This is a genomic window from Cryobacterium soli (assembly GCF_003611035.1).
GTDB classification, from domain to species: domain Bacteria; phylum Actinomycetota; class Actinomycetes; order Actinomycetales; family Microbacteriaceae; genus Cryobacterium; species Cryobacterium soli.
In genome coordinates, this window is record NZ_CP030033.1 from 593322 (window position 1) to 607067 (window position 13746).

Genomic DNA, 13746 nt, shown 5'->3' on the forward strand with positions numbered 1-13746 from the left:
GGGGGCCCAGCCAATCGACGAGCGCGGTTGCCGGAGGTCAGGGGGCCGGGTGGATCGGGCCCGGCCGGTCCCGCAGGGGCAGGCCGGTGGCGCCCGATCGGGCGGCGAGGATCTCGGCGAGGATCGACACCGCGGTCTCCTCCGGGCTGCTGGCGCCCAGGTCGAGCCCGATGGGCGAGTGCAGCCGGGCCAGGGCGGTCTCGGCGACGCCGGCCTCGCGCAGGCGCAGCATCCTGCGGTCGTGGCTGCGCCGTGAACCCATGGCGCCCACGTAGGCCACGTCCAGTCCCAGCGCCGTCTCGAGCAGCGGCAGGTCGAACTTCTCGTCATGGGTGAGCACGCAGACCACGGTGCGCGCGTCGGTGTCGGTGCGGGCCAGGTAGTCGCTGGGCCATTCGACCACGACCTCGGCCGCGGCCGGAAAACGCTCGGGGGTGGCGAAGACGGCGCGGGCGTCACACACCGTGACCCGGTAGCCCAGCAGGCTCGCGGCCGCTGACAGCGCCGCGGCGAAGTCCACCGCGCCGAAGATCAGACAGCGCGGCGGAGTCGCCGCGACCAGGTAGAGCACCCGGCTCTGCACACCGTCGCAGTCCACGGTGCCGAGGTGGGTCTTTCCGCGGGAGATGCGGGCGTCAAGCTCGGCACGGATCCGGCGCTCGGCGTCCGGGTCGAGGCTCGGCTCGCCGGCGTGAGGGCCGTCCGCCTCCAGGGCCGCCCCGGCGACGTCAGGGCCGTCCGCCGCCGCTCCGGCGACCTCAGTGCTGCCGCCGTCCTCGTCCATGGTGGATCCGGCGGCTCCGTTCGGCACCAGGATGCGGCCGGCCCCGGCTCCCGCCACGACCAGGGCCAGACCGGCAGCCCGGCCGGCCGCGGCGTGGGCGAGCTGCGCGCGTGCGGCGCCGGCGAGGGCGTTCCGCAGGCCCGCCGGGGCAAACTCGGTGAGGAACACCTCGACGGTGCCGCCGCAACTCAGCCCCACGGCGAAGGCGTCGTCGTCGGTCACCCCGAATTCGGTCAGGCGGCCGCGGCCGTCAGCGAGCACCTCCTGGGCGCTCTCGACGATCGCACCTTCGACGCAGCCGCCGGAGATGCTGCCGATCACCGCGCCGGCGTCGGTCACGGCCATGGCCGTACCCAGGGTGCGCGGTGCGCTGCCGAGCACCCGGGTGACCGTCGCGACAGCGACCCGGTGCCCATGGGCCAGGGCCTCGAGCAGCTCGCCGGCGATCTCGAGCACGGCTAGTTGCCTGCGCTCTGGTCCATGCCCATCCGTCGCAGCACGAGGTTCTCGGCGAACTGTGCCACGCCATAGAGCACCATCGAGACGATGGTGATGATCACCACAGACGACCACACCTCGAAGTTCTTCACCTGGGAGACCGCAACGACGATACCCCAGCCGAGTCCCTGGCCGGTGGCGAGCCACTCGGCCAGCAGGGCGCCGGTGATGGCGCCGGGGATCGAGATCTTGATCGCCGCGAAGAACGACGGCAGCGAGCTGGGCAATGCCACCTTGCGGAGCGCGGTGAACGGGGTTCCCCCGTAGACCGCGATGACGTCACTCACCTGCGGTGACGCCGACCGCAGGCCGAACGCGATGTTCACCAGGGCCGGGAAGAGCACCACGATCGCGCCGGTGACCACCGCGATCGACGGGCCGCGGCCGGTGATGAGGATCAGCACCGGAACGAAGGCGACGAGCGGCACGCTGCGCAGCAGCAGGGCGATGGGCATCAGTGCGTGCTCGATGCCCTTCGACAGGGTGAACAGCGTGGCAAGAATCAGCGCCACCAGGATGCCGGCGACGAAGCCGAGGAACGCGTCGGTGAGGGTGATCCCGAGATTGGTGAGGATCAGCACCCGGTTCTCGGCCGCGGCCGGAACCGTGAACAGCCAGTTGAAGACGTCAGCCGGGCCCTTGGCGATGAACGGGGAGATGCCCAGTATCAGGATCAGTCCCTGCCAGGCGGCGAGGACGATCGCGAGGGTGAGCACGCCCGTGCCGAGGGCCCGTCCGAGGTAGGCGCCCAGGCCGCGGGCCTGCGCTCCGGTGCTCTTGGTGAGAACGGCCGGCTGGCCGGTGACAAGGGTCTGGGCGCTCACGAGCTGCTCCGTCCGGTGGTCCAGGGGGTGGCGAAACGGGAGATCACGGCGAAGAGCAGGTAGCCGATACCGGCCAGGAGACCGGCGACAAGGGCCAGGCTCCAGACCCGTTCCACGTTGGCGGCGTTGCCGGCGGCGATCATCGCCACACCGAGTCCACGCTCGGCACCGCCGAGGTATTCGCCCAGGATGGCGCCGAGCAGGGCGGCCGGGGCCGCGATCTGCAGGGCGTTGAGCACGCTGGGGGTTCCGGCGATCAGCCGGACCTTGCGCAGCTGGGTGAACTTGGTGCCGCCGTAGACGCTGACCAGGTCGAGGCTGGCCTGGTCGGCGGCCTTGAGCCCCACGAGGGAGCCGACCACGGTTGTGAAGAACACCGACAGTGCGGCCAGGAAGATGGCGGTGCCGGACGGGTCCCCTCTGGAGGGCCCGATGACGACGTACGCGATCGGGCCGATGGCGACGATCGGCACACAGTAGGTGATCACGGCGATCTGCAGGGCGATCTTCTCGATGCGCGGCACGATCAGCACGAGGCCGGCCAGGATCAGGGCCAGGCCATTTCCCCACAGGAAGCCGATCGCGGCTTCGCTGAGGGTCATGGTGATGTGCGGCCAGAAGAAGCCCACTCCGTCGTTCACGAACTGCGCGGCCACCTCGGCCGGGGTCGGGATGGCGCCGCCGGGGACGGAGCCGGCGTTCTGGAAGATCGTCAGAGCGCTGACCCACCAGAGGGCAACGACGACGACGATCCCGATCAGGCCGGTCGCCCAGCCCGGCAGGCCACGGCTGACCGGCATCAGTGCGCTCCGGACGGGGCCGGGGTGTCGGCGCCGAAGAGCAGTTCGGAGGCCCGGTCGTGCAGGGCGTGGAACTCGGGGGTGCGCATCATCTCGGGCAGGCGCGGCCGGGGCAGGTCGATCTCGATGACCTCCTTGACGCGGCCGGGCCGGGGACTCATCACGGCCACCTGGTCGGAGAGGAAGATCGCCTCGGAGATGCCGTGCGTGACCATCAGGGTCGTCGCGGGCTTCTCGGTCCAGATGCGCAGCAGCTCCACGTTGAGGCGCTGGCGGGTCATGTCGTCCAGGGCGCCGAAGGGCTCGTCGAGCAGCAGCACCGAGGGCTTGAGCACCAGGGACCGGGCGATCGACACGCGCTGGCGCATCCCACCGGACAGCTGGGCGGGCTTGGCCTTCTCGAAACCGGTGAGGCCCACGAGCTGGATGAGTTCGGTGACGTAGTCTTCGTCGACCGGCATCCGGGCGACCTCGAAGGGAAGTTTGATGTTGCTGCGCACACTCCGCCACGGCAGCAGGGCGGAGTCCTGGAACGCGATGCCGAGCTCGTGGCCGCTGCGAAGCTCGGCGGGGCTCTTACCGTCGACGCGCGTCGTGCCGCTGGTGGGGTTCTCCAAGCCGGCCAGGATGCGCAGGATCGTGGACTTGCCGCAGCCCGACGGGCCGAGCAGGGACAGGAAGCTGCCCTTGTCGGTGTGCAGGTTGGCATTGTCGAGCGCGACAACCTCCTTGCGGCCGACCGAGAAGGTCTTGTGGAGCTCCGAGATGTGCAGCCCGGTTCCCGAGGTGGTGGCCGAGGTGGTGGCCTCCGGGCCGGTGTCGATCGTACTCACGTCGTACATTCCTTACTGGGCGTCGTCGGGAACCGGATACCCAGTATCGCCGACGGCACCCGCCTCCAGGAGACGGGTGCCGCGGCAATGCCGAGTGATGGTGCGACTAGCGAGTTGGTGCTGGGTTACGCGCAGCCGGTATACGTGCTGCGGTGGTTACGTGCAGCGGTGACTACTTGCTGTACTTGACGAGGTCGGGGTTCTCCTTGTAGACCTCGGCGAGCAGGCTCAGGTCGAACAGCGACTTGGCGTCGATGTCGATGCCCGCGGCCTTCAGCGTGGCGATGGACTCCTTCTGCAGGGCGTCGCTGATCGTGAAGAGCCCGTTGGCCACGGTGTCATCGCTCACGACGAGGTCGGTGGACTGGATCTCCGCCTGGCGGGTTTCCTTCTCCATGGTCAGGCCGAGGTCCTTGCCGTAGGTGTCGACCGTGAGGGTCGCTGCTGCGGTGGGGTCGTTGATCGCGTCGGACCAGCCCTTGATCTCGGCGACCAGGAGCGCCTTGAGCTTCTCGCGGTCATTGGCAATCGCGTCGTCGGAGGCCGTGAAGGTCTCGGCGACGAACGGCAGGCCGTTGTCGGCCAGCGGCAGGTTGACCGGGTCCAGGCCGGCCAGCTCGGCGTCGATCGACTCGTTGGTGAGATAGGCGAACCAGCCGTCGACCTCGCCGTTGAAGAGGGGGGTCGGGTCGTACTCGACCGGGACCACGGTGATCGTGGACGGGTCGATGTCGTTGATCTTGAGGAAGGCATCCCAGAGGCTCTGGTTGCTGGCCTGCACGCCGATGGTCTTGCCGGCCAGGTCGCTGAGCTTGGCGATGTTGCCGACGCCCTTGAGCGAGAGGATGGTGAAGGGGTTCTTCTGGTAGGTCGCGCCGATGATCTTCAGCGGGGCGCCCTCCTCGGCGATGACGGTTCCGGTGGAGATGGCGTTGCCGATGCCCAGGTCGACGTTGCCGGAGATGACGCCGGCCTCGGCCGATGCCGGGCCGGGGATCAGGTCGACGGAGTCAAAGCCCGCGTCGGTGAAGTAGCCCGCGTCGTCGGCGACGAACTCGCCCATGAACTCGGTGTTCTTGATCCAGGACAGCTGGATGCTCGCGTCGCCGAAGGAGGCGTCCTCACCGGAAGCCGAGTCGGAGCCGGCGTCGCTCGCGCAGGAGGTGAGCAGCAGGGTGAGGGCGGCGGCGACAGCCACGCCCTGACCGAGGCGCTTGACAGAGCGGCGGGTGAACGGGGAAAGCGGGGCTTGCGTCATGACGCGGTTCCTCTCGATGGTGCTCGGGGGGTTGCCGTGGAACTCAACGGCGTGCTGGGGGCGGGATGCCCTGATACTGATGGCGTGCTGTGGGTGGGTAAGTACTGCTGTGAAGCTGCTGGTGTGATTGCGGTGTTTCAGCACGTCGCATCCGCTGCAACAAATGTTCGGATGCCTCGAACACTAATTGCTGCGTGTGACGTGCCGAAGACCGAAACATTTCCGGCTCATTACGGCTGAAATGCCGGGATGAAACGCCGGAATTCCCCTCGGGCCGGGCAATACCCTGGCGTGATAGCGTCACGGAGTCCACCCCGAAAGGAACCCCAATGTCTTCCGCTATCGTACCGACCTCTGCGTTCGTCTCCGGCCTGCCCAAAGCCGAGCTGCACCTGCACCTCGAGGGCACCCTCGAACCCGAGCTGAAGCTCGCGCTGGCCCGCCGCAACGGAGTGGACATCGGCCAGAGCACGGTGGAGCAGGTGCGGGCCACCTATGAGTTCGACTCGCTCGCGAGCTTCCTGGGCGTCTACTACCCGGCGATGGACGTTCTCGTCACCGAAGAGGACTTCTACGACCTCGCAACCGCCTACTTCCGCCGCGCCGCCGCCGACGGCGTGCGCCGCGTGGAGGCGTTCTTCGACCCGCAGGCGCACACCTCCCGCGGGGTGCCGATCGAGACCGTGATCGTGGGCTATCACCGGGCCGCGCAGGATGCCGCCACGGTCGGCATCTCCGCGGAGCTCATCCTCTGCTTCCTGCGCGATTTCTCCGCCGAGAGCGCGCTGGAGACGCTGACGGCCGCGCTGCCCTACAAGGACCGCTTCATCGGGGTGGGCCTCGACTCCGACGAGCGGGACAACCCGCCGGCGAAGTTCGCCGCCGTCTTCGCCCTCGCCCGGGAGAACGGACTCAAGCTGACCATGCACTGCGACATCGACCAGGTCGGCAGCATCGAGAACATCCGCCAGGTGCTCGAAGACATCCAGGTGGACCGCATCGATCACGGCACCAACATCGTGGAGAACCCTGAGCTGGTCACCCTGGTGCGCGAGCGGGGACTCGGCCTCACCTGCTGCCCGGTGTCGAACAGCTTCGTCACCGCCGACATGAAGGCCGTGGAGCTGGTGGCCCTGATGAACTTCGGCGTTCTGGTCACGGTGAACTCCGACGACCCCGCCTACTTCGGTGCCTACGTGGCCGACAACTACCTGGCGCTGGCCGAAAAGGCCGGCCTCGACGCCGACGAGCTGGTGCTCCTGGCCAAGAACTCCTTCCAGGCGTCCTGGTTGCCCGAGGGCGAGAAGGCGGCCTATCTGGCGTCCATCGACGACTACGTCGCAGGGTACCCGACGGCATAGGGCGTCTCGTCACGTCGGTGTTTCATCGACGCCGCATGTCGTGTGTCCGACAGGTTTCAGAACCCCGGAACGAGGCCTGAACGAGTTCACTAGGGTGACAGAAGTGGCCTCACACGAGGCCCGGAGACGCTCTCGAGCCGAGAAGGAGAACCCGATGTACGACCTGGTCATCCGCTCGGATCGAGTGCTCACCGCGCAGGGTGTCGGGCCTGGTTCGGTGCCGCGTTCAGTACCGGGTTTCGTGCCGGCGGCCGTGGCGATCACCGGCGGCGTCATCCGCGCCATCGAGCCCGTGGATGCCACCCTCGAGACCGTGCGTGACCTCACCCTCCCGGCCGGTCAGGTGTTGCAGCCGGGCGTCGTCGACACCCACGTGCACGTCAACGAGCCCGGCCGCACCGACTGGGAGGGCTTCGCTAGCGCCACCCTCGCGGCGGCAGCCGGCGGTGTGACGACCATCGTCGACATGCCGCTGAACAGCATCCCGCCGACCACGACGGTGGCCGCTCTCGAGCTCAAGCGCCGGGCCGCGGCGCCCCAGGCCAGCGTGAACGTGGGCTTCTGGGGCGGCGCGATCCCCGGCAACCTGGGTTCGCTCCAGCCGTTGCACGACGCGGGCGTCTTCGGCTTCAAGGCCTTCCTCTCCCCCTCCGGCGTGGACGAGTTCCCGCACCTCTCCCCCGCCGAGCTCGAGTCCGCGGCGGCCGAGATCGCCGGCTTCGGCGGCCTGCTGGTGGTGCACGCCGAAGACCCGGCCGTGCTCGAGAGCCACCAGAACGACGGCGGCACCGGCTACTTCGACTTCGTCGCCAGCCGACCGGATGCGGCGGAGGATGCCGCGATCGCCCGGGTGATCGACGTCGTGCGGCGCACCGGCGTGCGCGCCCACATCCTGCACCTCTCCTCCGCGCAGGTGTTACCACGCCTGGCGGCCGCGCGGGCCGAGGGGTTGCCGATCAGCGTCGAGACCTGCCCGCATTACCTCAGCTTCGCCGCGGAGAGCATCGCCGACGGCGCCACGGCGTTCAAGTGCTGCCCGCCCATTCGCGACGCCGGCAACCGGGACCTGCTCTGGCAGGGGCTTGAGGACGGTGTGATCGACGTCATCGCCTCGGACCACTCGCCGGCCACCCGGGAGCTCAAGCTCGGCCACGGCGGTGACTTCGGCCTGGCCTGGGGCGGCATCTCCGGGCTGCAGCTGAGCCTGCCCGCCGTGTGGACGGCGGCCAGGGAACGCGGCATCGGCCTCGACCGGGTGCTGCACTGGATGTCCGCGGCCACGGCCCGCTTCATCGGGCTGCCCGGCGGGGTCATCACGGTGGGCGCGGCCGCCGACCTCGTCGCCTTCGCGCCGGACGAGACGTTCACCGTGCGGGTCGACGCCCTGCGGCACAAGAACCGGGTGAGCGCCTTCGACGGTGCCACGCTGTTCGGCCGGGTGCACACCACGTGGCTGGCCGGAGCCGTGATCTACGCGATCGACGAGGCCGGCGCATCCCCGCGGGTACCAGCGCAGACCTCAACGCCGACACCGTCGGGCGCGCTGTTGCGCGCCCGCTGACCAGACTCTCTCGACCCGACTACCCCGCACGACGCACTAGAAGGAGCACTCATGTCGATCGTTCTCGGACCCAACCGCTACGGCAAGGCGGAGAACCGCATCGTGCGCATCTACCGCGACACGCCCCGCCACGAGATCCACGACATCAGCGTCTCCACGGCCCTGCACGGCGACTTCGCCGACGCGCACCTTGCCGGCGACCAGCTGCAGGTGCTGCCCACCGACACCCAGAAGCAGACCGCGTACTCCTTCGCCAAGGAGAAGGGCCTGCTCTCGATCGAGAGCTACGGACTCGACCTCGCCACCCACTTCGTCGACCACATCAGCTCGGTGGCCGGCTCCCGGGTGGAGATCGAGGAATTCGCCTGGGAACGCGTGGTCGTGGACGGCACCGAGCACGACCACACCTGGGTGCGCCGCGGCCAGGAGGTGCGCACGGCCGCGATCTCCGTGGAAGGCACCGGCGACGACCAGCAGATCTGGGTCGTCGGCGGCCTCAAGGACCTGATCCTGCTCAAGTCCACCGGGTCGGAGTTCTCCGGCTTCATGCAGGACCCGTACACGCTGCTGCAGCCCACCACAGACCGGGTGATGGCCACGTCGCTCACGGCCGGCTGGCGCTTCACCGACCACACCGACGTCGACTGGGAGGCCACCTACGCGGGCATCGCCGCGATCCTCAAGACCCAGTTCGCCGTGGTGCACTCCCTGGCCCTGCAGCAGACGCTCTACAAGATGGGCCAGGCGGTGCTCGAGGCCTACCCGAACATCGCCGAGATCCGGTTGTCCGCGCCCAACAAACACCACTTCCTCTACGACCTCTCGCCGTTCGGTGTGGAGAACAACAACGAGGTCTACCACGCGGCCGACCGGCCGTACGGGCTCATCCAGGCCACCGTCTTGCACGACGACGCATCGGATGCCGGTCCCGCCTGGGATTCCTACACCGGTCTGGTCTAGCGTGGGCGCCCAACCCGCCGGCTCCCTGGGCCACGTCTACCTCGGCCACGTCTTCCACATCGCCGGCTCCCCCACGCTCGCCGAGGCGCCGGCCCATCTGGTGTCGCTTCCGCAGGGCGCCCTGGTCACCGCCGGCGACGGCACCATCGCCTGGGTCGGCCGGGCAGCCGACCTGCCCGCCGGCTTCGAGGGCCTCCCGGTCACCGACAATCGCGGCGGCTTCATCCTGCCGGGCTTCGTCGACACCCACATCCACTTTCCGCAGACCTACTCCACGGATGCCTACGGCGGCGGGCAGCTGCTCGAGTGGCTGGACAACTGCGTGTTCCCGGCCGAGACCCGGCTGCAGGACGACGAGTTCGCGGCCTCGATCGCCCGCGACTTCACCCGGCGGCGCACGGCGGCCGGCACCACGAGCGCCCTGGTGTTCGGCTCGGCGTTCCCGCACGCCCAGGACGCGCTGTTCGCCGAGTCCGAACGGGCCGGGCTGCGCCTGGTCAGCGGGCGTGGCATCCAGACCGTCGGCCCGGAGTCGGCCAACGCCCTGGTGACCTCGGAGGCCCGCGCCCTCGACCTGGTGGGCGACGAGATCTCCCGCTGGCACGCGCGCGACACCGGGGACTCCCGCACGGCGCTGTTGCAGGTGGCCGTCGTGCCCCGGTTCAGCCTCTCGGTCACGCCGCACACCCTCGCGGCACTCGGCGAGCTGTACGACGGGGTGCGCGGCGACGGGGTCTACTTCCACAGCCACCTCAACGAGAACAACCGCCCGGAGACCGGCGAGATCGACGTGGTCAAAGCCATCTACCAGGTCGACCACTACCTCGACACCTACGACGGCAAGTTCCTGCCCGGCTCAGCGGTGGGCGGGTCCAGCCTGCTCGGGCGCCGCAGCATCCTGGCGCACGCCGTGCACTGCGAGGACGACGAGCTCTCCCGCCTGGCCGAGACCGGTTCGTCGATCGCGCACTGCCCCACCTCGCAGCAGTTCCTCGGCTCGGGCACCATGCCGTGGACCCGCACCACGGGCTTCGGTGTGAACGTGGCGCTGGGATCGGACATCGGTGCCGGCGACGAGTGGCTGATGAGCCGGGTCCTCAACGACTGCTTCAAGGTGCACCTGTCCGAGCCGGGTGATGCCGGGCTGTCGATCAGCCCCGCCGAGCTGCTGTTCACCGCTACCCTGGCCGGCGCCCGGGCGCTCGACATGGAGGAGCGCTACGGAAACCTCGACGTGGGCAAGGATGCGGACTTCCTGCTCATCGAGCCCGACAAGTGGGAGCCGCTTGCGGCGGTGCTGGCCAACGGTATCCGCGCCGACGACGAGGCCATGGCCACCGACCAGACCCTGTTCGCCCTGCTGATGGCCCTCCGCCAGCCGGCCATCACAGGCGTCTTCGTGCGGGGGCGCCGCGTCACCGCCCCCTAGCCGCTCGTCTGGGGCGGCAACTGTTGCCCGTGCGGACATCTGCGCCCGGTACGCCGGCCGCAGATGTCCGAAGCGGGAACAGTTACTCGCCGACGGTGCCGTCGACGCCCTCGCGGATCAGGTCGGCGTGGCCGCAGTGCCGGGCGGTCTCCTCGATGAGGTGCAGCAGGATCCAGCGCAGGCTCCACCGCTCGCCGTCCCGGCCGGGCGTTGCGACCAGCTCGTCGAGGCCGCGGCCCGCCGTCGCGCGGCGGCTACGCTCGCAGGCGGCCCGGTACAGCTCCCGCAGCTCCTCGGGGTCGTCCGCGGCGGCACTGGTGAATTCCCAGTCCCGGTCCTCATGCCAGGGCGCGCTCCCCCACGGCTCCAATTCGGCGTCGGAGCGCCCGAGGAATCTGGACTGCACCCAGCGGTCCTCCACATAGGCGAGGTGCTTGAGCAGCCCGGCCAGGGTGAGCGACGATGGCGCCAACGCGGTGGTGAGCTGCGCGTGGTCCAGCCCATCGGTCTTCATCAGCAGGGTTGCCCGTTGGTAGTCGAGCAGGGTGTCCAGCAGCGTGCGCTCGTCGGCGGCGTGAGGAGGTTCGGTGCGCGTCATGCCCCCAGCCTTCCATAGGCCCTCGGCTCCTCGCGTGGCGCGACTGCTGCCCGCGCGGCGACGTGCCGCCGGTGCACGGGGAGCACACGTCGGCAACTGACCCGGGTCTCCGGTCACGCTCCCGGGGTGGCCTGCAGCAGCCGGTCGGACGCCGCGAACCCCGCCCGGGAATACGCGGTGACCGCGCCGGGAGTGGAGTGCACGGTCACCCGTTCGAGGCCGAGGGTGAAGGCGCGGCGAAGCAGGGCGTCCAGCATCCGCGCACCGACACCCGCGTTGCGTTCATGCGGCACGACGTACACGCTCTGCACATCACCGGATGCCCGCACGAGCGCCCGTGCGCTCGGCACCCGGGGCAGCACAGCCAGCCAGGCCATGCCCACCACGGTGGTGCCCCGGCGGGCGAGCGTGCAGTGGTGGGTCTGGTCGTTGCGGCCGGCCCAGTCCGCGAACACCTCGAGGAATTCCTCGTGCGTGACCACCGGCGTGCCGTCGTTCTCGAGCACCCACTGCCAGCGCAGTTCGGCCAGCGCGGCCAGGTCTGCGGGAGTGGCACTGTCGATGGTGATCGTGTCGATGCCCGGGTCGGTGCCGGTGCCCTCGCGTTCAACAGGGCCGGGAACTGGACTGTCATCGTTCATGGCACCAGTGTGGTGCAACGGCTGCCGGCGGGTCCACGGACGCGCCGCCGGGACCGGTCGTGGCCGCCGCCATACTGGGAGGCATGACCTCTCCCGCAGCCACTCCGCCGCCGGCGTCGGAGGTCTCTCCCGATCTCGTTCCCGAGTTGCTCGTGACCGACCTGGCCACGAGCCTGCACTTCTGGGTCACGCTTTGCGGCTTCGAGGTGCTCTACGAACGCCCGCTCGAGGGCTTCGCCTACCTGCGCTCGGGTACCGCGCACCTGATGCTCGAGCAGGTCGGAGCGGGACGCAACTGGATCCCCGGCGCGCTGGAGCGGCCCCTCGGCCGCGGCATCAACTTCCAGATCATGGTGCCGGCCATCTCGGTACTGGTCGACAGCCTGGCCGCCGCCGAGTGGCCACTCTTCATGGCGCCGGAAACCAAGTGGTACGACACCGGCGAGACCCAGGCCGGTGTCGCTCAGTTCCTGGTGCAGGATCCGGACGGCTATCTGGTGCGCTTCTCGTCGCGGCTGAGCCCAGCGTCCTGACTCGGTCGGTGGGTCGGGAAACGTCCGCGTGACTCCACGGCGCCCACGGAGTACCCTCGCCCTCATGTGCGGACGATTTGCGATGAACGAAGACGTTGACGATCTCATCCGGGACTTCGTGGCCGCCGGCGGGCGCGCCGGCGACTGGCGGCCCAGCTACAGCATCGCCCCGACCGACCCGGCGCCCATCGTGCGCGAGTGGCAGCCCGAGGGAGCGGATGCACCCACCAGGGAGGTCACCCTCGCGACCTGGGATTGGCCCCAGCCGGCCGGCCAGCCCCGCCGAGGCCCGATCATCAACGCCCGGCTGGAGAAGCTCGACCAGCGATTCTGGGTGGGCGCGTTCTCCAACGCGCGGTGCATCGTGCCCATGCTCGGCTACTACGAGTGGACCGGGGAGAAAGGCGCGAAGCAGCCGCACTTCATCCACGGCGACGGCCTGCTGGCCGCGGCGGGCGTGAGCTGGGCGTCCCAGGACGCCGACGGGCAATGGTCCCGGGTCTTCGCCGTCGTGACCCGCGAGGCCCGGGATGCCTCGGGCGAGGTGCACGACCGGATGCCGGCCTTCCTGGAGCCCGACACCTGGTCGACCTGGTTGAACCCGCAGTCGATCACCACCGCAGACCGGACTGAATCGGCGGCCAAACGACAGGCCATGATCGACCTGCTCGACCGTACGTCGACCGCCGTGGCCGCCACCATGCACACCCGCCTCGTCGACCGCCGGGTCAACAGTGTGCGGGCCATCGACCCACAGGATGCGACCTTGATCGAGGCCCTCCCCGGATAACCTCCCGTCAGTCGCCCGAGCCGACCTGTCCGGGTCGTCAGCGGAGCGCTATGGTCCCGCCATGACAACGGCGTCGGCAGCCGACACAAAGTCCGGCCCGCCTTCATCGCCGGCACCATCCGGGGCGAGCGATCCGCCCGACGACCCGCCGCCGTTCTGAACTGTGACGGCTGACCGCCGCAGCCCCACTGGGGCTCGACGGCGCCTGTCTCGGCCACTAGGTTGGGCATACCAACCGGCACACCCCTGAGCTTTCCCCTGTTGGCCAGCAATTATCCGTCGCCTGCCTCCCGGCGCCGCTCACCGGAAGCTTCTCTCTCGACAGATCGGACACCATGCCTGCGAACCTCTCAGCCCGCGCCCTCCTGTGGATCGGCATCGGGCTGGTGGTGGCCAGCGTCCTCCTCCAGCTCGCCCGAGACCTCGTCTACCGCGTCACCGACCCGAACTCGCTGCAGTCCCTCGCCACCAGCTGGTGGTTCGAATCGTTCTCTGTCGCCCTGGTGCTGCTCGTGCCATTGGGCACCTGGACGGTCGCCGCCTCCTTCGTGGCACGGCTCATCGAGCGCGGAACGATCGCACCGGCGCATCCGGCCACCCGCATCACCGCCGCCGGGTTGTTCTGGACGGGTGTCGTCCTCACCCTCGCCGGCCTGTTGGTGGGAGCCTCCCTCGACAGCTGGATGAGCTCGCTCGTTGCGCAGGGACGCCCGAGCATCGCGCTCGACGCACTCAACCTGGTGGTCAGTCCGCTGCGCAACGTCATCGTTCCGCTCGGGCTGGCCTTACTGCCGGCCTCCGTGCTGATGAAGAAGCTCGAGGCCCGGGTCCCGGCCGATGAGTCGGCCCGGGCGACGGCGGACTGACCGGCCGCCG

Annotated in this window: 14 protein-coding genes; 7 read left to right on the top strand and 7 right to left on the bottom strand. The window is 69.5% G+C overall.

Annotated elements, in window-relative coordinates; all coding sequences use genetic code 11:
• Positions 1–37 precede the first annotated feature (37 nt).
• The 5 genes from DOE79_RS02805 to DOE79_RS02825 form a co-directional block, all read right to left on the bottom strand.
• Positions 38–1240: an XdhC family protein gene (locus tag DOE79_RS02805; RefSeq protein WP_120337183.1), complete on the bottom strand. Its 1203-nt coding sequence runs from the start codon at positions 1238–1240 to the stop codon at positions 38–40.
• Between the two features lie 2 nt (positions 1241–1242).
• Entirely contained in the window at positions 1243–2106 is an 864-nt protein-coding gene (locus tag DOE79_RS02810; RefSeq protein WP_245977083.1) for an ABC transporter permease, read from the bottom strand.
• The gene (locus DOE79_RS02815; RefSeq protein WP_120337184.1) at positions 2103–2906 is read right to left on the bottom strand and encodes an ABC transporter permease; all 804 of its coding nucleotides are present in this window, start codon (positions 2904–2906) and stop codon (positions 2103–2105) included. Before DOE79_RS02815 ends, DOE79_RS02810 begins: the two co-directional genes overlap by 4 nt.
• Positions 2906–3739, bottom strand: a complete 834-nt coding sequence (locus DOE79_RS02820; protein ID WP_245977084.1) for an ABC transporter ATP-binding protein — start codon at positions 3737–3739, stop codon at positions 2906–2908. Before DOE79_RS02820 ends, DOE79_RS02815 begins: the two co-directional genes overlap by 1 nt.
• A 172-nt stretch (positions 3740–3911) precedes the next feature.
• The gene (locus DOE79_RS02825; RefSeq protein WP_120337186.1) at positions 3912–4997 is read right to left on the bottom strand and encodes an ABC transporter substrate-binding protein; all 1086 of its coding nucleotides are present in this window, start codon (positions 4995–4997) and stop codon (positions 3912–3914) included.
• Between the two features lie 329 nt (positions 4998–5326).
• On the opposite strand from DOE79_RS02825, the gene add reads away from it, so the two are divergent.
• The 4 genes from add (at position 5327) to DOE79_RS02845 (ending at position 10308) form a co-directional block, all read left to right on the top strand.
• Positions 5327–6358 carry an adenosine deaminase gene (gene add / locus DOE79_RS02830; RefSeq protein ID WP_120337187.1) on the top strand — a complete coding sequence of 344 codons (1032 nt, stop codon included), beginning with the start codon at positions 5327–5329 and terminating at the stop codon, positions 6356–6358.
• A 154-nt stretch (positions 6359–6512) separates the two neighbouring features.
• Entirely contained in the window at positions 6513–7919 is a 1407-nt protein-coding gene (allB, locus tag DOE79_RS02835) for an allantoinase AllB (protein WP_120337188.1), read from the top strand.
• Positions 7920–7970: 51 nt separating this feature from the next.
• On the top strand, positions 7971–8879 hold the full coding sequence (gene pucL, locus DOE79_RS02840) for a factor-independent urate hydroxylase (RefSeq protein ID WP_120337189.1): 909 nt from the start codon (positions 7971–7973) through the stop codon (positions 8877–8879).
• 1 nt (position 8880) lies between these two features.
• Positions 8881–10308 (top strand): amidohydrolase family protein, encoded by a 1428-nt coding sequence (locus tag DOE79_RS02845; RefSeq protein WP_245977085.1) that lies wholly within the window; start codon positions 8881–8883, stop codon positions 10306–10308.
• Between the two features lie 82 nt (positions 10309–10390).
• Here the strand turns inward: DOE79_RS02845 and DOE79_RS02850 are convergent, their stop codons facing one another.
• Positions 10391–10906 carry a DinB family protein gene (locus DOE79_RS02850; protein ID WP_120337191.1) on the bottom strand — a complete coding sequence of 172 codons (516 nt, stop codon included), beginning with the start codon at positions 10904–10906 and terminating at the stop codon, positions 10391–10393.
• 113 nt (positions 10907–11019) lie between these two features.
• Positions 11020–11547 (bottom strand): GNAT family N-acetyltransferase, encoded by a 528-nt coding sequence (locus DOE79_RS02855; RefSeq protein ID WP_220094272.1) that lies wholly within the window; start codon positions 11545–11547, stop codon positions 11020–11022.
• Positions 11548–11630: 83 nt separating this feature from the next.
• On the opposite strand from DOE79_RS02855, the gene DOE79_RS02860 reads away from it, so the two are divergent.
• From DOE79_RS02860 to DOE79_RS02870, 3 genes are all read left to right on the top strand, one after another.
• A complete protein-coding gene (locus DOE79_RS02860) occupies positions 11631–12080 on the top strand; it encodes a bleomycin resistance protein (RefSeq protein WP_120337192.1) in 450 nt (149 codons plus the stop codon).
• Positions 12081–12162: 82 nt separating this feature from the next.
• On the top strand, positions 12163–12870 hold the full coding sequence (locus DOE79_RS02865; protein ID WP_162942575.1) for an SOS response-associated peptidase: 708 nt from the start codon (positions 12163–12165) through the stop codon (positions 12868–12870).
• 335 nt (positions 12871–13205) lie between these two features.
• Positions 13206–13736, top strand: a complete 531-nt coding sequence (locus DOE79_RS02870) for a hypothetical protein (protein ID WP_120337194.1) — start codon at positions 13206–13208, stop codon at positions 13734–13736.
• Positions 13737–13746 lie beyond the last annotated feature (10 nt).

Excerpts from the sequence above, each read along its gene's own strand:
- DOE79_RS02815 (WP_120337184.1), bottom strand. The coding sequence starts at position 2,906 with ATGCCGGTCAGCCGTGGCCTGCCGGGCTGGGCGACCGGCCTGATCGGG.
- DOE79_RS02825 (WP_120337186.1), bottom strand. The coding sequence starts at position 4,997 with ATGACGCAAGCCCCGCTTTCCCCGTTCACCCGCCGCTCTGTCAAGCGC.
- add (WP_120337187.1), top strand. The coding sequence starts at position 5,327 with ATGTCTTCCGCTATCGTACCGACCTCTGCGTTCGTCTCCGGCCTGCCC.
- allB (WP_120337188.1), top strand. The coding sequence starts at position 6,513 with ATGTACGACCTGGTCATCCGCTCGGATCGAGTGCTCACCGCGCAGGGT.
- pucL (WP_120337189.1), top strand. The coding sequence starts at position 7,971 with ATGTCGATCGTTCTCGGACCCAACCGCTACGGCAAGGCGGAGAACCGC.
- DOE79_RS02850 (WP_120337191.1), bottom strand. The coding sequence starts at position 10,906 with ATGACGCGCACCGAACCTCCTCACGCCGCCGACGAGCGCACGCTGCTG.
- DOE79_RS02855 (WP_220094272.1), bottom strand. The coding sequence starts at position 11,547 with ATGAACGATGACAGTCCAGTTCCCGGCCCTGTTGAACGCGAGGGCACC.
- DOE79_RS02860 (WP_120337192.1), top strand. The coding sequence starts at position 11,631 with ATGACCTCTCCCGCAGCCACTCCGCCGCCGGCGTCGGAGGTCTCTCCC.
- DOE79_RS02865 (WP_162942575.1), top strand. The coding sequence starts at position 12,163 with ATGAACGAAGACGTTGACGATCTCATCCGGGACTTCGTGGCCGCCGGC.
- DOE79_RS02870 (WP_120337194.1), top strand. The coding sequence starts at position 13,206 with ATGCCTGCGAACCTCTCAGCCCGCGCCCTCCTGTGGATCGGCATCGGG.